The following is a 20,886-nucleotide window of genomic DNA, read 5'->3' as shown; positions in this document are numbered from 1 at the left end:
GCGCCCTATCGTCGGGGCGTGCTCGAGGAGATCCGGCTGCGCGACCTCGGCGTCATCGAGGACGCGGTCGTGCCGCTCGCGCCCGGCTTCACCGCGGTCACCGGCGAGACCGGCGCCGGGAAGACGATGGTCGTCACCGCCCTGCACTTGCTGTTCGGTGGACGGGCGGACCCCGCCCTGGTCCGTGCGGGGGCCGCGCGCGCGGCCGTCGAAGGTGCCGTGGTGGTCGACGTCGACGGGCCCGCCGCCACCCGTGCGGTCGATGCCGGCGCCGAGCTCGACGACGGCCTGCTGCTCCTCGCGCGCACCGTGTCGGCAGAGGGCCGCTCGCGGGCCGTCGTCGGAGGTCGCTCCGTGCCGGTCGGGGTGCTCGGCGAGCTGGCCGACGACCTCATCGCCGTGCACGGTCAGTCCGACCAGCAGCGGCTGCTGCGGCCGGCGCTGCAGCGGGCCCTGCTCGACCGCTACGCCGGCCCGCCCGTGCTCGAGCCGCTCGGGCGCTACCGGGACGCCTACCGGCAGCTGCAGGACGTCGACGAGCTGCTCACCGAGCTGACCGGCCGCGCGCGGGAGCGAGCGCAGGAGGTCGACCTGCTCCGCCACGGGCTCGCGGAGATCGCCCGCGTCGCGCCGCAGCCCGGCGAGGATGCGGAGCTGGCCGCCGAGGTCGGGCGGCTGGCGCACGCGGAGGCGCTGCGGGCCGCCGCGCACGAGGCCCACGAGCTGCTGTCGGCCGACGACGGCGCGCTGCCCGCGCTCGGCCTCGTCTCCGAGGCCCGCCGGCGGCTCGACGGGCAGCGCGACCACGACGAGGCGCTCGACGCGCTCGCGACCCGGGTCGCCGAGATCAGCTACCTGCTCGCGGACGCCGCGGCGGACCTCGCGTCCTACGCCGCGTCCGTCGAGTCCGACCCCGCGCGACTGGCACAGGCGCAGGAACGGCAGGCGGCCCTCGCGGCGCTGCATCGCAAGTACGGCGAGGGCAGCGATGCCGTGCTCGCCTGGGCAGAGCAGGCCGAGACGCGGCTGGCCGACCTCGATGGGGCCGACGAGCGCATCGACGCGCTCACCGGGCAGCGCACGACCCTGCGCACCGAGATCGCCACCCTCGCCGCCACGATCTCGGCGGCGCGCGCAGCGGCGGGGGAGCGCCTCGCCGGCGCGGTCACTGCCGAGCTCTCCGCGCTCGCCATGCCACACGCCGAGGTGGCCACGTCGATCACCCAGGTCGACGACGCCGACGGCCTGCAGGTCGGCGAGCGACGCGTCGGGTTCGGCCTCCACGGTGTCGACGAGGTGGAGTTGCTGCTGCGTCCGCACGCGGGCGCACCGCTGCGCCCGCTGGCCCGCGGAGCGTCAGGCGGTGAGCTGTCGCGGGTGATGCTCGCGGTCGAGGTGACGTTGGCCGGCAGCGACCCGGTGCCGACGTTCGTCTTCGACGAGGTCGACGCCGGTGTCGGTGGCAAGGCGGCGGTCGAGGTCGGCCGCCGGCTGGCGATGCTGGCCCGCCACGCCCAGGTGGTCGTCGTCACCCACCTGCCACAGGTCGCGGCGTTCGCCGACCGGCACCTGGTCGTGGTCAAGTCCGACGACGGCACGGTCACCCGCAGCGGCGTGCGGCAGGTCGACGGCGAGGAAAGGCTGCGGGAGCTGTCGAGAATGCTCGCCGGCCTCGAGGAGTCGGAGCTCGCGATCGGTCACGCCGAGGAGCTGCTCGCCGCCGCCACGGCCGCGAAGTCCGGCCGCGCCCCGTCGTAGCGGCCGCGGCCGGGGCCGGCGCGTCCGGTCCGCGGTGCCCGATTCGGCTGGCAAACTGGGAGCGATGAGGTTACCGACGCTGCGCCGCAACCGGTCCGACGACCGGCTGCCCGGTGTCTACGGCATCGCGCGGCTCGACCGGCGCACGAAGAACCTCACCAAACGGCTGCGGCCGGGTGATGTCGCGGTCATCGACCACGTCGACATCGACCGGGTCAGTGCCGAGGCGCTGGTCGCCACCGGCGTCGCGGCGGTCGTCAACATCGCCCCGAGCATCAGCGGCCGTTACCCGAATCTCGGTCCGGAGATCCTCGTCACGGCCGGCGTACCTCTGATCGACGGCGTGGGGGCCGATGCCTTCGGCGTGCTGCGCGAGGGCGACCCGGTGCGCGTTCACGGCGACACCGTCTACGGCATCGACGACCGCGTCGTCGCCAAAGGGGTGCAGCAGACGGTCGAGACGGTGGCGGCGGCGATGGCCGAGGCACGGGCCGGTCTTGCGGTGCAGCTGGAGGCCTTCGCCAGCAACACCATGGAGTACCTCCGCCGGGAGCGCGACCTGCTGCTCGACGGCATCGGGGTGCCCGAGATCCGCACCGGCATCGAGGGCCGGCACGCGCTGATCGTCGTACGCGGCTACCACTACAAGGAGGACATCGCGACGCTGCGGCCCTACATCCGGGAGTACCGCCCGGTCATGATCGGCGTCGACGGCGGCGCCGACGCGCTGCTCGAGGCGGGCTACCGGCCCGACCTCATCGTCGGAGACATGGACTCCGTGTCCACCGAGGCCCTGCGCTGCGGCGCCGAGGTCGTGGTGCACGCCTACCGCGACGGCCGCGCGCCGGGCCTCACCCGGGTGCAGGAGCTCGGTGTCGAGGCCGTCGTCTTCCCGGCCACCGGCACCAGCGAGGATGTCGCGATGCTCCTCGCCGACGACAAGGGTGCCTCGCTGATTGTGGCCGTCGGCACGCACGCGACGCTCGTGGAGTTCCTCGACAAGGGCCGTTCCGGCATGTCGAGCACGTTCCTCACCCGGCTGCGGGTCGGCAGCAAGCTCGTTGACGCGAAGGGCGTCAGCCGGCTCTACCGCGCCCGCATCAGCACGGCCACCCTCGTGCTGCTCGCCATCGCGGCGTTCTTCACCCTCGCCGTGGCCGCCGCGATCTCACCCGCAGGTAGCCTCTACGGCACGCTGCTGCAGGTCCACTGGCACCACTTCGTGCACTGGCTGACCGGGCTCGTCTAGATGGTCGACTTCCGATACCACGTGGTCTCGATCGTGGCGGTCTTCCTCGCGCTCGGGATCGGCATCATCGTCGGCACGACGACCCTCAACGGCCCGATCCTCGACGACTTGCAGGGCAAGACGACCAACCTGGCCAAGAACAACACCTCCCTGCAGGGCCGCATCGACGACCTGACCGACCAGGTGAGCGCGGGCCGCGCCTTCGACACCGCCCTGCTGCCGTACGCCGTGCAGGGCAGGCTCGCCGGGCAGACCGTCGCGCTGGTCAGCGGACCGGGCGTCGGCAGCGACCTGCGGCGCGACGTGACTGCGGCGCTGCGCGCGGCCGGCGCCACCGTCAACGCCGACGTGCAGCTGCGCCCGGCGTTCGCCGACCCGGACCAGGACGCCACGTTGGGTGCCCTCGCGGGCAAGCTCGCCGGTGACGCAGGGCTGCCGGCCGGCTCCGGCATCCAGCAGGCGACCACCCAGCTCGCCTCCGTGCTGCTCACCGCTCCCGGCGCGGAGGCCAACCCGATCGGCGCGCTGCGCACCAGCCTCGACGCCTACAGCCAGGCCCAGCTGGTCACCGTGCACGGCAGCTCGCCGCGGCCGGCCGGGGTCGCGGTCGTGCTCGCCGACAACGCCCCGGGCAACGCCACTCAGGCGCGAGCGGTCGCCGACGCGCTGCTGACGCTCACCACGTCGCTGGACGCCCACGGGAAGGGAGCGGTGCTGGCGGGGACCGCGGCCGCGGCGGGCGCCGACGGGGCACTGACCCGCGCGGCGCACGACGCCGGGTTCGGCGACCACGCGTCGTCGGTGCCGCAGGCCGACCAGCCGTCGGGGCGCATCGCGCTGGTGTTCGCGCTGCAGCAGCAGCTCGCCGGACACGCCGCGACCTTCTCCACCCCTGCCGACGCGGTCAACGCCGCGCCGTCCCCGTCGCCCACCCCGTGAGCCGTTCGCGGGTCGGCGCGGCGCCGATCCTCGCCGGGCTGGCCGGCGCATCCGTCGCTGCCGCCAGCTACCGGCTGTTGCTGCGCCACCCGCCCGGCGGCGCGCAGCGGTGGTCGCGGCGCAACTTCCGCGGCACCGAGGTCAGCCTCCTGGCCGGCCCCGCTCTCGCTGCCGGCCTGGTCGCCGGCAGCGCGGTCGCGGGCGGGCGATCGGGGTGCGCGACGGCGATCGGCGTCGGCGGGGCCGCGGCCTTCGGCCTCCTCGACGACCTGCACGGCGGCACCCACGCCCGCGGCTTTCGCGGGCACCTGCGCGCGCTCGGCCGCGGCGAGGTGACCTCGGGGTTGGTGAAGCTCGTCGGCATCGGGGCTACCGGCCTGGTCGCCGGCCTGGTGATCGAGCCGCGGCCGCGGGACGCCGCCGTCACCGGCGCGCTCGTCGCGGGGACGGCCAACCTCGTCAACCTGCTCGACCTGCGTCCCGGCAGGGCGCTCAAGGCGGTGCTCGTGGTCGCGGTGCCCACCCTCGTGGGCACCGGCGCGGCGCCGGCCGCCGCAGTCGCCGGTGCGGCTGCGGCGCTCCTGCCGGAGGACCTGGGGGAGCGAGCGATGCTCGGCGACACCGGGGCCAACGCGGCCGGGGCGGCCTTGGGCACGGCGCTCGCCGCCGCTGCCCGGCCCGGCGCCCGGCGCACCCTGCTGCTCGGGGTCGTCGCCCTCACCGCCGCCAGCGAGCGCGTCAGCTTCACCGCGGTCATCGACGCCACCCCTGTCCTGCGGACGATCGACCGGCTCGGCCGCCGTCGGGACGGGCAGCCATGACGGAACCGGTCGTGCGTGACACGGCCCCGGTCGCGCGGCCCGGCGCCGGCCTCGCTCGCGCGGCGCTGATGATCACGGCAGTCGCGGTCATCGCGCGAGCCGTGGGCTTCGGCCGGGTCCTCGTCTTCGCCCGCACCGTCGGCCCGACGTGCCTGGGCGACACCTACTACACCGCCAACACGATCCCGAACATCGTCTTCGACATCGTCGCCGGCGGCGCGCTCGCGAGCCTGGTCGTGCCCGTGCTGGCGGGTGCCGTCGATCGCGGCGACGAGGAGGCGGCGCGGCGTACGTCGTCGGCCTTGCTCACCTGGGCCGTCGTCGGGCTGGCGCCGCTGGCGGTGGTCGGAGCTCTGCTCGCCCACCCGCTGATGTCGTTGCTCGTGGGGGGCGGGCACCCCGGCTGCGATCGCGACGCGGCCGTCGACGTCGGCGCGCGCATGCTGGTCGTCTTCATGCCCCAGGTGGTGCTCTACGGCATCGGCATCGTGCTCACCGGCGTGCTGCAGGCGCACCGCCGCTTCCTCGGTCCGGCGCTGGCGCCGTTGCTGTCCAGCCTCGTGGTGATCGCCGCCTACGTCGCCTACGGCGTGGTGTCGTCCGGCCAGAGCCACGACCTGCGTCACCTGCCGCTCAGCCAGGAGCTCCTGCTGTCGGTCGGCACGACCGTCGGCGTGGTGGCGCTGTCGTTGCCGTTGTTCCTGCCGCTCCGGCGTACGCCGGTGCGCCTGCGCCCCACGCTGTCGTTCCCGCCCGGAGTGGCGAGACAGGTCCGCCGGCTGGCGGTATCGGGAGCGGCCGTCCTCGCCGGGCAGCAGGTCGCCACGGCGGTCGTGCTGCGCCTGGCCAACGCCGGTGGGTCGTCGGGTGCCGTCGTGGTCTACGGGCTGGCCTGGACCCTGTTTCTCGTGCCGTGGGCCGTGCTCGCCGTGCCCATCGCGACCAGCGCGTTCCCGACGCTGACCGCCCGGCACAGCGACGGCGACGAAGCGGGATACGCCGACCTGGTGGCCCGCACCACCCGGATCGTGGTCATCGTCACGGCGGCCGCTGCCGCGATCCTCGCTGCGTCGGCCGGACCGGCGGCACGGGTGCTGGTGCTCGGCACCAGGGGCGGGGTCGACCCGGTCGAGCTGGCGCGCGCGATCGTCGCGTTCGCCCCCGGCCTGCTCGGCTACGGGCTGCTCGCGCACCTCAGCCGTGCGCTCTACGCGCGGGGTGATGCGCGCGGACCCGCGCTTGCCGCGATCGCCGGGTGGGCGAGCGTCATCGTCGCCGACATCGCCCTGGTCGCCGCGCTGCCCCGGCAGTGGTCCGTCGCCGGGCTCGGCATCGGCAACTCGATCGGCATGACGGTCGCCGGCCTGGTGCTGCTCGCCGCGCTGGCGCGCGCGACGGGTGGCGCGGGCATGCTCGGCCTGCCCAGGGCGGCGGGGGCGGGCCTGGTCGGAGGGGTTGTGGCCGGTGCGGCGGGGGTCGCGGTCGCTGCGGCCGCGGGGTCGGTGGGGGCGCTGGCGAGCGTCGGGCAGTGCGCGCTGGTCGCCGTCGTGGTGGCCGCCGTGTTCGCCGTCGTGGCGCTGCTGCTCGACCGGCCCGACGTCCTGGCCCTCGCCCGGCGGGTATCGCGTGCCTGATCCGACGACGGTGGCGCTCGTGCTCGCCACCAGCACCGGCGGCGTCGGCCGGCACGTGCGTTCGCTCGTCGACGGCTACGTGGCCCGCGGGGTCGGCGTACGCGTCCTTGCTCCGGCCGACACCGACGCACGCTTCGGCTTAAGCGCTGCCGGCGCGGAGTTCGTCGACGTGCCGATCGCCGCGGGCACCCGCCCGCTCGCCGACCTGCGTGCCGCTGCGGCGCTGCGGCACGGGCTCGGCGACGCCACCGTCGTGCACGCCCACGGCCTGCGGGCCGGGCTGCTCGCCGTGCTGGTCGGCGGCCCCCGGCCCGTCGTGGTCACCTGGCACAACCTGGTGCTCGGGAGCGCCCCCGCCCGCAGCGTCTATGCGCTGCTCGAGCGCGTCGTGGCCCGCCGCGCGACGGTCACCCTCACCGTCTCGCCGGACCTCACCGACCGCGTACGCCGCCTGGGCGGGCGCGACGTGCGCCCCACGCCGGTCGCCGCGCTGCCGGGGCGCGGTGCCACCCGCGACCGGGCCGAGACCCGCGGTGAGATGGGGGCCACCGATCGCCCGCTGGTGCTCGCCGCCGGACGGCTGCACCCGCAGAAGGGGTTCGACACGCTGATCCGTGCGTCCTGCGCCTGGACGACGAGACAATCTCCACCGGTGGTCGTGCTGGCCGGTGACGGACCGCTGCGCGACGAGCTGGCCGGGCTGGTCCGGCGGCTCGACGCCCCGGTGCGGCTGCTCGGCCATCGCGACGACGTGGCCGACCTCCTTGCCGCGGCCGACGTCCTGGTCGTGCCGAGCCGGTGGGAGGGACGCTCGTTGCTCGTGCAGGAAGCGATGCGCGCCGGCACCGCGATCGTCGCGGCCGCCACGGGTGGGACCCCCGATCTGGTTCAGGACGCCGCCCTGCTCGTGCCGGCGGGCGACGTCGCAGCACTCGTGGGCGGCGTGTCGGCCCTCCTCGACGATGCGGGTGAGCGGGCTGCGCTCGGAGCGCGCGCGCGCAAGGTCGCGGCAGGCTGGCCGAGTGCCGACGAGGTGGCCGCGCAGACGCTGGCGCTCTACCGCGAGCTGCTGGGGCCGGCGTGAGCACGCGCGCCCGGTCGGTCGCCGCCGTCGCCGGCTGTGTGGCGATCCTCGCCGGCCTCGTGACCACCCTGCTCGCAGGCGTCGCGAACGCCGCACCGCCGCCGGCGGCGTCACCGCTGACGAGCGTGCAGCACGTCGTCGTCGTCGGTGTCCCGGGCCTGCGGTGGGAGGACGTCACCGCGGCTGACACCCCCGCCCTCTGGTCCCTCGTGGAGCACGCCTCGGTCGGTGCGCTGTCGGTGCGCGCCGCGAAGTCCGTCACCTGCCCTGTCGACGGCTGGGCCACGCTCGGCGCCGGCAACCGCGCCCGCGGTCCCGCAAACCCGGGCCCGGGTTGCCCGGGCTCCGTGCCGCTCCTCGAGCAGGCACCGACCGGTGCCGCCCAGCAGGTGCTCCACGACGTCAACGACGGGCTGCTCTTCGGCACCCAGATCGGTGCGCTGGGCAACGCGATGCACGCCCGGGGGATGTGCACCGCGGCCGTGGGGGCGGGCGCCTCTCTCGCCGCGGCCGACGCCGCTGGTCGCGTGCGGCACCCGGGCGGTCCCGGCGACCCGGCCACCTACACCACCTGCCCGCTGACCGTCGTCGGCATCGACGCGATCGCGGTGCGCCCGCCGGCCTCTCCCGAGGACGGGGCAGCCGCGGATGCGAACGCCCGGCGCGCCGCCGTACGCAGCGCCGACGACGCTCTCGCGCGCATCCTCGCCGCCCGGCCCGCCGGCTCGTTGCTCATCGTCGCCGGCATCTCCGAGACCGGCCGGACCGCCGCGCACCTGCACGTCCTCGCCGTCGACGGCCCCGGCCTCGGCCACCGGCTGCTCGACAGCCCCTCGACCCGGCGAGCGCCCTACGTACAGCTCATCGACATCGCGCCGACCGTGCTCGCGGCGCTGGGGGTCCCGCGACCCGACGCGATGGTCGGCCAGCCCATCCGTGCGGGTGCAGCGGCCGCGCCGGTCGCCGAGCAGGTGGAACGGTTCGTGCGCCTGGAGCGGGCGGCGCTGCTGCAGAGCGATCTGGTGCCGCCGTTCTTCGCGATCCTGGTGGCCATCCAGGCCCTGGTCTACGGCGCCACCGCGCTGGTGCTCCGCTTCGGCGCGGCCGGCCGGCACCGCAACCGGCTGCTCATCGGCACCCGGATCGTCGCCGCGGCCGCGGGTGCCGGCGTCGTCGCCACCTACCTGGCGAACCTGCTGCCTTGGGCGCGGGCCGGTCACCCGCTGCCCGCCCTGCTCGGCGCCCTCCTCCTGTTCACCCTCGCGATCACCGCGCTGGCCCTCGCCGGGCCGTGGCGGCGCCGCCTGCTCGGTCCCTCGGCCGTCGTCGCGGGCGTCACGTTCGTCGTCCTCGCCGCGGACCTCGTCAGTGGTGCCCGGCTGCAGGTCGACAGCCTGGCCGGCTACTCGCCGCTTGTGGCGGGACGGTTCGCCGGGGTGGGCAACCTGGCGTTCGCGGTGTTCGCCGCCGCGGCCCTGCTGACCGCCGCCTTCGCGTGCAGCGGCCGTACGCCGCGGCAACGGCTGGTCATCGTGACCGTGATCGGCGTGGTCGCCACCGTGATCGACGGCGCCCCGATGTGGGGAGACGACTTCGGCGGCGTCCTCGCTCTGGTCCCCGCCTTCGCCGTCCTCGGCATGCTCATGACCCGCGGCCGGATCTCCTGGAAGCGGCTGGCCGTTGCGCTGCTCGCCGCGGTCGCGGTGGTCGCAGCCTTCGCGTTCGCCGACTACCTGCGTCCGGCGGCCGACCGCACCCACCTCGGCCGGTTCGTGCAGGACCTGCTCGACGGGCACGCCGGCACCGTCATCGTCCGCAAGGGGCAGGCGAACCTGCGGGTCCTGCGCACCAGCGTCCTCGCCGGCGCGGTGCCGCTCGCCGCGCTGGCGATCGCCGTGCTCGCCGGCCGGCCGTGGGGCGGGCTGGGGCAGGCGCTCGAGAACCGGCCGCAGCTGCGCGGCGGCCTGGTCGCCACCGCGGTCATGGCCGTCATCGGCTTCGCCGTCAACGACTCGGGCATCGCGATCCCGGCGATGGCGCTGGCGGTCGCGGTGCCGGTCGCAGTCATGGCGGCGGTCGAGACAGTGCGCCTCGACCCGCCGGACCGGCGCGTCGAGGCAGCCGCGCCGCCCGCTGCCGGTGTTACCCTGAAGTCCCGTGAGGGCGGCGTCTGAGCCGCTCGTTTTCCGATCACGGGGAGCCCCCTTTGGCACAGCCGCAGCACACCCGGCATGTGTTCGTCACCGGGGGCGTCGCCTCCAGCCTCGGCAAGGGCCTGACCGCCTCGAGCCTCGGTCGCCTGCTCAAGGCCCGCGGCCTGCGGGTCACCATGCAGAAGCTCGACCCCTATCTCAACGTCGACCCCGGGACGATGAACCCGTTCCAGCACGGCGAGGTCTTCGTCACCGACGACGGGGCCGAGACCGACCTCGACATCGGCCACTACGAGCGGTTCCTCGACGAGGACCTGCACGGCTCGGCCAACGTCACGACCGGCCAGGTCTACTCGACGGTCATCGCCAAGGAACGGCGGGGGGAGTACCTCGGCGACACGGTCCAGGTCATCCCGCACATCACCAACGAGATCAAGTCACGGATCCGCCGGATGGCCGGCGACGAGGTCGACGTCGTCATCACCGAGGTCGGCGGCACCGTCGGCGACATCGAGTCGCTGCCGTTCCTCGAGGCCGCCCGCCAGGTGCGCCACGAGGTCGGCCGGGAGAACGTGCTGTTCATCCACGTGTCGCTCGTGCCCTACATCGGCCCGTCCGGCGAGCTGAAGACCAAGCCCACCCAGCACTCGGTCTCGGCGCTGCGCTCGATCGGTATCCAGCCCGACGCGATCGTCTGCCGGTCCGACCGGCCGCTGCCGCCCGGCACGAAGCGCAAGATCAGCCTGATGTGCGACGTCGACGAGGAGGCCGTGGTCTCCGCGCCCGACGCCCCGTCGATCTACGACATCCCGAAGGTGCTGCACGCCGAGGGGCTCGACGCCTACGTCGTACGCCGCCTCGCGCTGCCCTTCCGCGACGTCGACTGGACCGACTGGGACTCCCTGCTCGAGCGGGTGCACCACCCCTCGCGTCGGGTCACCGTCGCGCTGGTGGGGAAGTACGTCGACCTGCCCGACGCCTACCTCTCGGTCACCGAGGCGCTGCGCTCCGGCGGGTTCGCCCACGACACCCGGGTCGAGATCCGCTGGGTCTCCTCCGACGACTGCGAGTCGCCGGCCGGCGCCGCCCGCGAGCTCGACGGCGTCGACGGCGTGCTGGTGCCCGGCGGGTTCGGCATCCGCGGCATCGAGGGCAAGCTCGGCGCGATCCGGCACGCCCGCGAGCACCGCATCCCGACGCTCGGGCTGTGCCTGGGCCTTCAGTGCATGGTCATCGAGGGTGCCCGGTCCCTGGCCGGGCTCGACGACGCCAACTCCGCCGAGTTCGACCCGGCCACGCCGCATCCGGTCATCGCGACGATGGCCGACCAGCGCGACGTCGTCGCTGGCGAGCGTGACATGGGCGGCACGATGCGGCTCGGGCTCTACCCGGCGAAGCTGGCCGAAGGCTCGCTGGTGCGGGAGGCCTACGGCGAGCCCTACGTGGAGGAGCGCCACCGCCACCGCTACGAGGTCAACAACGACTACCGGCGCCGGCTCGAGGACGCCGGGCTGGTCTTCTCCGGCACCTCGCCCGACGGCCGGCTGGTCGAGTTCGTCGAGCTGCCGCGCGACGTGCACCCGTTCTTCGTCGGCACCCAGGCGCACCCGGAGTTGCGGTCGCGGCCGACCCGGGCGCACCCGTTGTTCGCCGCGTTCATCGGGGCGGCCCTGGCCGGTGCGGAGAAGCGCGGCGTCGACCTCGCCACGACGCAGGCGTGAAGCTCACCGACGAGCCCGCCTCCTACCCCGTCGAACGCTCGCAGGTCGTCTACTCCTCGGGCCGCGTCATCGACGTGCGCTCCGACGTCGTCCGGATGCCCGACGGCGACACCGCCACCCGCGACGTCGTCGTCCACCCCGGCGCGGTCGGCGTCATCGCCCTCGACGACGACGGGCAGGTGCTGCTCGTGCAGCAGTACCGCCACCCCGTACGCCGCAAGCTCTGGGAACCACCCGCCGGTCTGCTCGACGAGCCCGGCGAGCCGCCGCTCGAGGCCGCGAAGCGCGAGCTCTACGAGGAGGCGCACCACCGGGCCCGCGACTGGGCCGTCCTCCTCGACGCGTTCACCTCACCCGGGATGAGCGACGAGGCGGTGCGCATCTACCTGGCCCGAGGCCTGACCGAGGTCGCCGACGACGAGCGCTGGACCGGTGAGCACGAGGAGGCCGACATGCCGGTCGCCTGGGTGCCGCTCGACGAGCTCGTCGCCGCCGCCCTCGACGGCCGGATGCACAACCCGCTCGGCGTCATGGGCGTGCTGGCCTGCGCGCGGGCCCGCGACGACGGGTTCGCCCGGCTGCGGCAGGCCGACGCGCCCTGGCCCGAGATCAGCGATTTCACCGGCAGCGCGGGCTAGACCTGGTGTGACCGGCAAGGTCTGAGCCGCCGCCGGAGGTCGCGGCTGTCTCTATGCTCGGCCTCGTGAAGATCGGCGTGCCGCGGGAGGTCAAGGACAGCGAGTACCGCGTCGCCATCACCCCCGCCGGGGTCCACGAGCTGGCGCGCGCCGGCCACGAAGTGGCCGTCGAGGCCGGTGCCGGTGCCGGGTCCGCGCTGCCCGACGGCGACTTCGCCGCAGCCGGCGCACGGGTCGTCGCGTCGGCGGACGACCTCTGGGCCGACGCCGAGCTCGTGCTCAAGGTCAAGGAGCCGGTGCCGGCGGAGTACCACCGCATGCGCCGCGGCCAGGTGCTCTTCACCTACCTGCACCTGGCCGCCTCGGCCGAGTGCACGAAGGCCGTGCTCGACGCGGGGGTCACGGCCATCGCCTACGAGACCGTGCAGGTCGCCGACGGCGCCCTGCCACTGCTCGCGCCGATGTCCGAGGTGGCCGGCCGGATGGCGCCGCAGGTCGGCGCACACTGCCTCGAACGCGAGGCCGGCGGTCGCGGCGTACTCATGGGTGGTGTTTCCGGCGTCTACGCCGCGAAGGTTGTCGTCGTCGGGGCGGGTGTCGCCGGCATGAACGCCGCCGCCATCGCGGTCGGCATGCAGGCCGAGGTGCTGCTGCTCGACCGGGACATCGGCCGCCTGCGGGAGGCCGACCGCATCTACCAGGGCCACGTGCAGACGGTGGCGTCCAACCGCTACGAGATCGAGAAGGCCTGCCTCGACGCCGACCTGGTGATCGGAGCCGTGCTGGTGCCCGGGGCCCGCGCACCGAAGCTCGTCACCGACGACATCGTGGCCCGGATGAAGCCCGGCGCCGTCCTCGTCGACATCGCGGTCGACCAGGGCGGTTGCATCGAGGGGTCGCGACCGACCACGCACTCCAACCCGACGTTCGTCCGCAACGGCTGCGTCTACTACTGCGTCGCGAACATGCCCGGTGCCGTGCCGAACACGTCGACGTTCGCGCTGACCAACGTCACGCTGCCCTACGCCGAGCGGATCGCGGCCCTGGGCTGGCGAGACGCCGCGCGCGCCGATCCGGCGCTCGCCAACGGGGTCAACGCGGTCGACGGGACACTCACGATCGCGCCCGTGGCCGAGGCGCACGGCCTGCCGGTGGTCGCACTCGACGAGGTGCTGCGCTGACCGGCCCGTCCCTCGAGCGTGCCGTCTCCGCCTATCTCGACCACCTCGCCGTCGAGCGCGGCCTCGCTGCCAACACGCTCACGTCCTACCGCCGGGACCTGCGCCGCTACCTCGAGGTGCTCGAGTCCCGGGGCATCACGATGCTCGATGCCGTCGGCGAGGACGACGTGGCAGCGTTCCTCGGCGCCCTGCGCTCCGGCACCGACGGCCGGACCGCCTTGCGGCCGAGCTCGGCCGCACGGGCCGTCGTCGCGGTCCGCGGCCTGCACCGCTTCGCCCTGCGCGAGGGCCTGGTGCCGGTCGACGTGTCCGTGGCGGTCAAGCCGCCGCCGCCCCCGCGGCGGCTGCCCAAGGCGCTGTCGGTCACCGAGGTCGAGGCCCTCCTCGCCGCCGCGGGAGCCGACGGGACGCCACGCGCGTTGCGCGACCGGGCGCTGCTCGAGTTGCTCTACGGCACCGGTGCGCGGATCAGCGAGGCGGTCGGGCTGGCCGTCGACGACCTCGACCAGGTCTCCGGGGCGGTCGTCCTGCACGGCAAGGGCGGTAAGGACCGGATGGTGCCCGTCGGCAGCTACGCCCGGAAGGCCGTCGACAGCTACCTCGTCCGGGGGCGCCCGGCGCTCGCCGCCGCGGGGCGGGGCACCAGCGCGCTGTTCCTCAACGCCCGCGGCGGTCGGCTGACCCGGCAGAGCGCGTGGACCGTGCTGCGCGCGGCGGCCCAGCGCGCCGGCGTACGCGCCGAGGTCTCTCCGCACATGCTGCGCCATTCCTTCGCCACGCACCTGCTCGACGGCGGGGCGGACGTACGCGTCGTGCAGGAGCTGCTCGGCCACGCGTCGGTGACGACGACGCAGGTCTATACGCTCGTCACCGTCGACCGGTTGCGCGAGGTCTACGCGGCGGCGCATCCGCGCGCGCTGGGGTGAACCCGACAGATCGGGCGCACGGCCGCCCCGGCCGCCCACCCCCTAGTAGGCTCGGCGCCGCCCCACTCCCAGAAACGAAGCCTCCAGTGACGATGTCGACACAGAGCCCGGTCGCCGGCGAGATCGGCCCCACCGGGCGTCCCCGGCCGCGGCTGCCAGAGCCCCGCCCGCTCCGCGAGCACGGGCCGGCCCGCGTCATCGCCATGTGCAACCAGAAGGGCGGCGTCGGCAAGACCACGACCGCGATCAACCTGGGGGCCGCGCTCGCCGACTACGGCCGGCGGGTGCTGCTCGTCGACTTCGACCCGCAGGGCGCGCTGTCGGTCGGGCTCGGGGTCAACCCGATGGAGCTCGAGCGCACCGTCTACAACCTGCTGATGGAGCGCGACGTCACGATCGACGACGTGCTGCTGGAGACCGGCGTGCCGGGCATGGACCTGCTGCCCAGCAACATCGACCTGTCGGCCGCCGAGGTGCAGCTGGTGGGGGAGGTGGCCCGCGAGCAGGCGTTGCAGCGCGCGCTGCGGCGCGCGATGCCGGCGTACGACGTGATCCTCGTCGACTGCCAGCCCTCGCTCGGCCTGCTGACGGTCAACGCGCTCACGGCCTCCGACGCCGTGATCGTCCCGCTGGAGTGCGAGTTCTTCGCCCTGCGCGGGGTGGCGTTGCTGATCCAGACGATCGAGAAGGTCCGTGAGCGGCTCAACCCCGACCTGGAGCTGATGGGCATCCTCGCGACGATGTACGACTCGCGCACGCTGCACGGCCGCGAGGTGCTCGCCCGCGTCGTGGAGGCGTTCGGCGACAAGGTCTTCCACACCGTCATCAACCGCACGGTCCGCTTTCCGGAGACCACGGTGGCCGGCGAGCCGATCACGTCCTACGCCCCGACCTCACCCGGAGCCGTCGCCTACCGCGAGCTGGCCAAGGAAGTGCTGATGCGCACGCGGGTCGGCGGGCGCTGACCCTTGCTGTACGCCGTCGCCCACCCGACCGCGCTGGTCGGCCTCGTCGTGGGCTTCCTCGCCGGCGTGGTCGTCCACGGGATGGCGCAGGCCTACGCCGCGAAGTGGCTCGGTGACCGCGCACCGGTCGCGTTCGGGCGTGGCAAGCCCGACCTTCGCCGGCACGTCGACCCGTTCGGGGCCGTCGCCGCGGCGATCGGCGGCGTCGGCTGGGGCAGCCACGCCGGCGCCGACCGGCGGCGAATGTGGCGAGGCCGCCGGCTGATCCTCGTCTCGATCGCCGGCCCGCTCGGCAACTTCGCCCTCGCGGCGATCGGCTTCGCCGGGTTCGTCGCCGCGGGCGGCGACTCGCGGGTGCTCGGCGAGCTGAACCTGTCCAACGCGGTGCACGGCGACTACGTCTTCCCCGCCGACCAGCTCACCCCACTGCTGTTCGCGATGGAGAACATGGCCATGGGGTTCCTGTCGTTCATCCCGCTGCCGCCGCTCGAAGGCTCGGCGCTGATGTTCGGCTACGCACCGCGGACGACCGGCTGGCAGAAGGCGGAGTACCGCCTGGTCGAGCAGAACTGGGGCGTCGGCATCCTGCTCGTGCTCCTCGTCGTGCCGTTCTCGTCGCGCGGCCCGCTGCTCATCGTGCTGCTCGACGCCATCATCCGGCCGTTGCTCGGCGCGGTCACGTGATGCGGGCCGGCCGCCGGGTTACCGTCGACCGGTGACGATCGTCGAGGAGGCGCCCGGCCGCTCCGGGTTCTCGGTCCGCCTCGACAACTTCGAGGGGCCGTTCGATCTGCTCCTCTCACTGATCGCCAAGCACCGCCTCGACGTCACGCTCGTCGCGCTTTCGCAGGTCACCGACGAGTTCATCGCCTACATCCGCGGGCAGGGCGACGGCTGGGACCTCGGACAGGCCAGCGAGTTCCTCGTCGTGGCCGCCACCCTCCTCGACCTCAAGGCCGCCCGGCTCCTGCCCGCCGCCGACGTGGAGGACGAGGACGACCTCGCCCTGCTCGAAGCCCGCGACCTGCTGTTCGCCCGGCTGCTGCAGTACCGCGCCTACAAGGAGGTCGCCGCGCTGCTCGAGGCGCGGATGGCCGACCACGGGCGCCGCTACCCGCGCGCGGTCGGGCTCGAGCCGCAGTTCGCTGCCGTGCTGCCCGAGGTGTTGCTCGGACTGGGGGCCGAGCAGTTCGCCGCGCTGGCCGCGCGGGCGATGACGCCGAAGCCGGCGCCGGTCGTCGCCGTCGACCACCTGCACGCGCCGCAGGTCAGCGTGCGCGAGCAGGCGGGCGTGCTGGCGGAGCGGCTGCGCAGCGCCGGGCAGGCGACGTTCCGCTCGCTGATCGCTGACTGCGACAGCACGCCACTGGTCGTGGGGCGGTTCCTCGCCCTGCTCGAGCTCTACCGCGAGGGCGTCGTCGGCTTCGAGCAGGTGACCGCGCTCGGCGAGCTGACCGTGCGCTGGACCGGCGGTGACACCGTGGTGGAGCCCGACCGCTGGAGCACCGACGAGTCGTACGACGGGGAAGGACCGGCCCATGACCGACCCGACGCCTGAGCCGAGCCTGCGCGCGGCGCTCGAGGCCGTGCTGATGGTGGTCGACGAGCCGGTGCCCGACGTGGTCCTCGCGCAGGTGGTCGAGCAGCCGCGTGAGCTCGTCGCCGAGACCCTCGCCGCGCTCGCCGACGAATACACCGCACAGGGCCGCGGCTTCGACCTGCGCCACGTGGCGGGCGGGTGGCGCCTCTACACGCGGCCCGAGTGCGCGCCCTACGTCGAGCGGTTCGTCGTCGACGGGCAGCAGGCGCGGCTCACCCAGGCCGCGTTGGAGACGCTCGCGGTGGTCGCCTACCAGCAGCCGGTGAGCCGCGCCCGGGTGTCCGGGGTCCGCGGCGTCAACGTCGACGGCGTGATGCGCACGCTGATCAACCGGGGTCTGGTCGAGGAGGCCGGCACCCAGAGCGACACCGGCGCGACGCTCTACCGCACGACGCAGTACTTCCTCGAGCGGCTCGGGCTCGACGACCTCGACCAGCTGCCGCCGCTCGCTCCGCACCTGCCGGAGCCGCACGACCTTGTGCTCGATGAGCTCAGCCTCACCGACTGACGCCGCGCCGCCCGGGATCCGGCTGCAGAAGGTGCTCGCGCAGGCCGGGCTCGGCAGCCGGCGCGCGTGCGAGCAGCTGATCGACGAGGGCCGGGTCGAGGTCAACGGCCGCGTCATCCGTGAGCAGGGGGTGCGGGTCGACCCGGAACGCGACGTCGTTCGCGTCGACGGCGGCCGCATCCCGACGGCGGCGGCCCGCACCTACGTCGCGCTGAACAAGCCGCGCGGGATGCTTTCGACGATGAGCGACGACCGCGGCCGGCCCTGCATCGGTGACCTCGTCGCCGGCCGGCGCGAGCGGCTCTATCACGTCGGCCGGCTCGACGCCGACTCCGAGGGGCTGATCCTGCTCGTCAACGACGGAGACCTCGCGCACCGCCTGATGCATCCGTCCTACGCCGTGCCGAAGACGTACCTCGCCGAGGTCGCCGGACCCGTGGCCCGTGACGTGGGTCGCCGGCTGCGCGCCGGAGTCGAGCTCGACGACGGCCCGGTGGCGGTCGACTCGTTCAAGGTGGTCGACGCGACCGGGCCCCGCATGCTGGTCGAGGTGGTCGTCCACGAGGGCCGCAAGCACGTCGTACGCCGACTGCTGGAGGCCGTCGGTCACCCGGTGCAGAGGCTGGTGCGCACCCGCATCGGACCGGTGCTGCTGGGCGATATGCGACCGGGGCGCACCCGGCCGTTGAACACCGCGGAGGTCGGAGCGCTCTACCGCGCCGTCGGCCTGTGACTCCTGCGGCCGGTAGGGTCGCTCGGCGGACAGGGAGGTGCGGAGTGGCGGTGCGCGCGGTGCGCGGTGCGACCCAGGTCGACGCCGATGACCGGGAGCTGATCCTCGACGGGATCCGCGAGCTGGTCACCGTCCTGCTCGAGCGCAACCAGCTGTCGCCCGACGACCTGATCAGCGTGGTGTTCACGGCCACGCCGGACCTGAAGGCGGAGTTCCCCGCCTACGCCGCCCGGCAGCTCGGCATCACCGACGTGCCCTTCCTCTGCGCGACCGAGATCGACGTGCCGGGCGCCATGCCGCGGGTGCTGCGGCTGCTCGCCCACGTGGAAACCGACCTGGAGCGGACCCAGCTGCGCCACGTCTACCTGCGCGGTGCGGCCGCCCTGCGCACCGACCTGCCGCAGTGACGGTGACGTCCGCGCTGGTGGTCGGGACCGGGCTGATCGGCACGTCGGTCGGGCTGGCCCTGCGCGCGGCCGGCTGGACCGTCCACCTCGTCGACGTCGACCCCGCTCGCGCCGCGCTGGCCGCCGACATGGGCGCCGGGGCCGCCGGCATCCCGGACTCGCCGGTCGACGTAGCCCTCGTCGCCGCCCCGCCGCGGCACACGGCCGCCGCGCTGGCGCAGGCGATCGGCGGCGGACTCGCGGGCACCTACACCGACGTCGCGTCGGTCAAGGAGCAGGTGCTGACCGACCTGCGGGAGCTCGGGGGCGACATCACGCGCTACGTCGGCGGGCACCCGGTCGCCGGGCGCGAACGCACCGGGCCGGCGGGGGCGAGCCACGACCTGTTCACCGGGCGCCCCTGGGTGCTCACGCCGCTGCCGGACCAGCGCGCGGACGACGTGGCGGTGGTGCGTGCGCTGGTGGTCGCGTGCGGTGCGTCGCCCGTCGTGATGAGTGTGGAGGAGCACGACCGGGCGCTGGCGACGGTGTCGCACCTGCCCCAGCTCGTCGCCTCGGCACTGGCCGCCGGCCTGCTCGACGCCGACCCGCAGGCCGTGCCGATCGCCGGGCAGGGGCTGCGCGACATGGTGCGGATCGCCGCGTCCGACCCTGAGCTGTGGGCCGACATCGCGGCCGCGAACGCCGATCCCCTGGCGGCGGGCCTGCAGGGCCTGATCGACCGGCTCGCGCAGGTGCAGCAGCGGCTGGCCGCCGGCGACCCGGCCACGGTCCAGGAAGCGGTGCGTCGCCTGCTGATCGCCGGCAACGAGGGCCAGGCGCGACTGCCGGGCAAGCACGGTGGCGCCTCCCGCGACTTCGCGACCGTCGCGGTCGTCGTCAGCGACCAGCCCGGGCAGCTGGCGCGGCTGCTCGTCGATGCGGGGGACTGCGGGGTCAACGTCGAGGACCTCCGGGTCGAGCACACGCCGGGGCGGCCCACCGGTGTGATCGAGCTGTTCGTCGAGCCCGGCGTGGCCGACACTTTGCGCACCGCGCTGCGGGAGCGAGGCTGGTCGGCCCACTGATTCGGCTGCGACTCGTCCGGCCGTCGTGGGGTTGCCCGCCCGCTTCCAGCGACGGCGGGCAAGTGGTCGGCCGCGCGCGGGTGCGGCCGCCGCCCGCGCCGATAGATTGGTCGGGTGGACGTCGGGATCGTGATCGCGGTCGACGGGCCGTCCGGCTCCGGCAAGTCCACCGTCGCCCGAGCCGTGGCCGCCCGGCGCGGCCTGCGCTACCTCGACACGGGGGCGATGTACCGCGCGGTCACCTGGGCCGTTCTCGACAGGCACGTGGACCCCTCCGACGCGGCAGCGGTCGCCGACCTCGCGCGCACCGTCGACCTGCAGATCAGCACCGACCCCGCGCCCGCGGTGGTGCACGTCGGGCCCGACGACGTGAGCGCCGCCATCCGGGGACCCGCGGTCACGACGGCGGTCAGCGCCGTCAGCGCCGTGCCGCAGGTCCGGACCCTCATGGTCGCGCGGCAGCGGGCGATCATCGGTGCCGGCGGCATCGTGGTGGAGGGCCGCGACATCGGGACGACCGTCGCCCCGGACGCCGACCTCAAAGTGTTCCTGACCGCGAGCCCGCAGGCCCGGGCCAGCCGGCGTACGCACCAGGTCGGAGACACCGACGTCGCCGCCACGCGCAGCGACCTCGAGCGCCGGGACCGCCTCGACTCAGGGCGGGCGAGCTCGCCGCTGGCGCAGGCCGCCGATGCGGTGGTCATCGACTCGACCGACATGACGGTCGACGAGGTGGTCGACGCCGTGCTCGCCCGGCTGCCCGCGCGGAGCGCGTCATGAGCCCCCGCCGGATGCCGGACCCTCGCCTCGGCGGGCACATCGTGCGCAGCGGGGCGGACGAGCCGCGCACGCTGCGGGCGGCGAGGCGCGGCGCGTCGGGGCTGCTGCGCGCCGCGTTCCGGCTGCGGGTGCACGGCCTGGAGCACCTCCCGGCGACCGGCCCGGTGATCCTCGCCGGCAACCACACGAGCTTCCTCGACGGCCCGTGCGTCTTCATCGTGCTGCCGCGCCCGTCGGCGTTTCTCATCAAGCACGAGATGTACGTCGGGCCGCTGAAGCCCTTCCTCGACCTGATCCGGCAGATCCCGGTGCACCGCGGGGTGCCTGACCGCACGGCACTGCGCCGCGGCCTCACGGTGCTCGCCGACGGGGGCGTGCTGGGCATGTTTCCCGAGGGCACGCGCGGGAGCGGCAACCTGGAGAACATCCAGCACGGGATCGGCTACCTCGCCCTCAAGGCCCGCTGCCCGGTCGTGCCGGTCGCCTGCTTCGGCACCGGAGAGGCGATGCCCACCGGTTCGCGGCTGCCCAAGTTCGGCACCTCGATCGACGTCGTCTTCGGCCCCGCGGTGCACCTTGACCTGCCGGCGACCCCGACGGCGTCGCGGCGGGCGATGGCCGACGCGGCGGAGCAGATCCGCGTCGCGCTGCTCGAGCACCTTGCGAACGCGACGACGTTGACGGGGCGTGGCTCCACCGGCGTACGCCGCAGCGCGTGAGCC

At 74.5% G+C, this 20,886-nt stretch carries 20 protein-coding genes; all 20 read left to right on the top strand.

From position 1 onward, the window contains the following. The first annotated feature begins 18 nt into the window (after positions 1–18). Positions 19–1,758, top strand: coding sequence for a DNA repair protein RecN (gene recN, locus VFJ21_03235; GenBank protein HET7406135.1), 1,740 nt, complete (start codon positions 19–21; stop codon positions 1,756–1,758). A gap of 64 nt (positions 1,759–1,822) precedes the next feature. Next, entirely contained in the window at positions 1,823–3,007 is a 1,185-nt protein-coding gene (gene steA, locus VFJ21_03230; GenBank protein HET7406134.1) for a putative cytokinetic ring protein SteA, read from the top strand. Continuing rightward, on the top strand, positions 3,008–3,946 hold the full coding sequence (locus VFJ21_03225) for a copper transporter (protein ID HET7406133.1): 939 nt from the start codon (positions 3,008–3,010) through the stop codon (positions 3,944–3,946). It begins immediately after the preceding gene. Then, a complete protein-coding gene (locus VFJ21_03220; protein HET7406132.1) occupies positions 3,943–4,767 on the top strand; it encodes a hypothetical protein in 825 nt (274 codons plus the stop codon). Before VFJ21_03225 ends, VFJ21_03220 begins: the two co-directional genes overlap by 4 nt. Next, a complete protein-coding gene (locus VFJ21_03215) occupies positions 4,764–6,401 on the top strand; it encodes a lipid II flippase MurJ (GenBank protein HET7406131.1) in 1,638 nt (545 codons plus the stop codon). The genes VFJ21_03220 and VFJ21_03215 overlap by 4 nt, the downstream gene beginning before the upstream one ends. Next, positions 6,394–7,485: a glycosyltransferase family 4 protein gene (locus VFJ21_03210; GenBank protein ID HET7406130.1), complete on the top strand. Its 1,092-nt coding sequence runs from the start codon at positions 6,394–6,396 to the stop codon at positions 7,483–7,485. The genes VFJ21_03215 and VFJ21_03210 overlap by 8 nt, the downstream gene beginning before the upstream one ends. Continuing rightward, positions 7,482–9,659 (top strand): hypothetical protein, encoded by a 2,178-nt coding sequence (locus VFJ21_03205; protein ID HET7406129.1) that lies wholly within the window; start codon positions 7,482–7,484, stop codon positions 9,657–9,659. The genes VFJ21_03210 and VFJ21_03205 overlap by 4 nt, the downstream gene beginning before the upstream one ends. Before the next feature lie 32 nt (positions 9,660–9,691). After that, on the top strand, positions 9,692–11,359 hold the full coding sequence (locus tag VFJ21_03200; GenBank protein ID HET7406128.1) for a CTP synthase: 1,668 nt from the start codon (positions 9,692–9,694) through the stop codon (positions 11,357–11,359). Further along, positions 11,356–11,997, top strand: coding sequence for an NUDIX hydrolase (locus VFJ21_03195; protein ID HET7406127.1), 642 nt, complete (start codon positions 11,356–11,358; stop codon positions 11,995–11,997). Before VFJ21_03200 ends, VFJ21_03195 begins: the two co-directional genes overlap by 4 nt. A 65-nt stretch (positions 11,998–12,062) precedes the next feature. Continuing rightward, positions 12,063–13,178, top strand: coding sequence for an alanine dehydrogenase (gene ald / locus VFJ21_03190; protein HET7406126.1), 1,116 nt, complete (start codon positions 12,063–12,065; stop codon positions 13,176–13,178). Then, positions 13,175–14,104: a site-specific tyrosine recombinase XerD gene (gene xerD, locus VFJ21_03185; GenBank protein HET7406125.1), complete on the top strand. Its 930-nt coding sequence runs from the start codon at positions 13,175–13,177 to the stop codon at positions 14,102–14,104. Before ald ends, xerD begins: the two co-directional genes overlap by 4 nt. Positions 14,105–14,196: 92 nt before the next feature. Then, complete coding sequence (locus tag VFJ21_03180; protein ID HET7406124.1) at positions 14,197–15,069, top strand: ParA family protein; 873 nt, start codon at positions 14,197–14,199, stop codon at positions 15,067–15,069. A gap of 3 nt (positions 15,070–15,072) precedes the next feature. Continuing rightward, entirely contained in the window at positions 15,073–15,753 is a 681-nt protein-coding gene (locus VFJ21_03175; protein HET7406123.1) for a hypothetical protein, read from the top strand. Between the two features lie 31 nt (positions 15,754–15,784). Further along, a complete protein-coding gene (locus VFJ21_03170) occupies positions 15,785–16,627 on the top strand; it encodes a ScpA family protein (protein ID HET7406122.1) in 843 nt (280 codons plus the stop codon). Beyond that, complete coding sequence (scpB, locus tag VFJ21_03165) at positions 16,608–17,177, top strand: SMC-Scp complex subunit ScpB (GenBank protein HET7406121.1); 570 nt, start codon at positions 16,608–16,610, stop codon at positions 17,175–17,177. The genes VFJ21_03170 and scpB overlap by 20 nt, the downstream gene beginning before the upstream one ends. Beyond that, positions 17,155–17,910, top strand: a complete 756-nt coding sequence (locus tag VFJ21_03160; GenBank protein ID HET7406120.1) for a pseudouridine synthase — start codon at positions 17,155–17,157, stop codon at positions 17,908–17,910. The genes scpB and VFJ21_03160 overlap by 23 nt, the downstream gene beginning before the upstream one ends. A 44-nt stretch (positions 17,911–17,954) precedes the next feature. Further along, positions 17,955–18,317, top strand: a complete 363-nt coding sequence (aroH, locus tag VFJ21_03155) for a chorismate mutase (GenBank protein ID HET7406119.1) — start codon at positions 17,955–17,957, stop codon at positions 18,315–18,317. Then, positions 18,314–19,384, top strand: a complete 1,071-nt coding sequence (locus tag VFJ21_03150; protein ID HET7406118.1) for a prephenate dehydrogenase — start codon at positions 18,314–18,316, stop codon at positions 19,382–19,384. Before aroH ends, VFJ21_03150 begins: the two co-directional genes overlap by 4 nt. 114 nt (positions 19,385–19,498) lie before the next feature. Beyond that, positions 19,499–20,164 (top strand): (d)CMP kinase, encoded by a 666-nt coding sequence (gene cmk / locus VFJ21_03145; GenBank protein ID HET7406117.1) that lies wholly within the window; start codon positions 19,499–19,501, stop codon positions 20,162–20,164. After that, positions 20,161–20,883, top strand: a complete 723-nt coding sequence (locus VFJ21_03140; protein ID HET7406116.1) for a lysophospholipid acyltransferase family protein — start codon at positions 20,161–20,163, stop codon at positions 20,881–20,883. The genes cmk and VFJ21_03140 overlap by 4 nt, the downstream gene beginning before the upstream one ends. Positions 20,884–20,886: the final 3 nt, after the last annotated feature.

It is taken from the genome of Mycobacteriales bacterium, from assembly GCA_035690485.1.
Taxonomy (GTDB): Bacteria; Actinomycetota; Actinomycetes; order JAFAQI01; family DASSKL01; genus DASSKL01.
Note: the sequence above shows the minus strand (reverse complement) of the source record. Positions and strands in the feature narration are given on the sequence as shown.

Excerpts from the sequence above, each read along its gene's own strand:
- scpB (HET7406121.1), top strand. The coding sequence starts at position 16,608 with ATGACCGACCCGACGCCTGAGCCGAGCCTGCGCGCGGCGCTCGAGGCC.
- VFJ21_03160 (HET7406120.1), top strand. The coding sequence starts at position 17,155 with ATGAGCTCAGCCTCACCGACTGACGCCGCGCCGCCCGGGATCCGGCTG.
- VFJ21_03140 (HET7406116.1), top strand. The coding sequence starts at position 20,161 with ATGAGCCCCCGCCGGATGCCGGACCCTCGCCTCGGCGGGCACATCGTG.
- VFJ21_03180 (HET7406124.1), top strand. The coding sequence starts at position 14,197 with ATGTCGACACAGAGCCCGGTCGCCGGCGAGATCGGCCCCACCGGGCGT.
- VFJ21_03225 (HET7406133.1), top strand. The coding sequence starts at position 3,008 with ATGGTCGACTTCCGATACCACGTGGTCTCGATCGTGGCGGTCTTCCTC.
- steA (HET7406134.1), top strand. The coding sequence starts at position 1,823 with ATGAGGTTACCGACGCTGCGCCGCAACCGGTCCGACGACCGGCTGCCC.
- VFJ21_03215 (HET7406131.1), top strand. The coding sequence starts at position 4,764 with ATGACGGAACCGGTCGTGCGTGACACGGCCCCGGTCGCGCGGCCCGGC.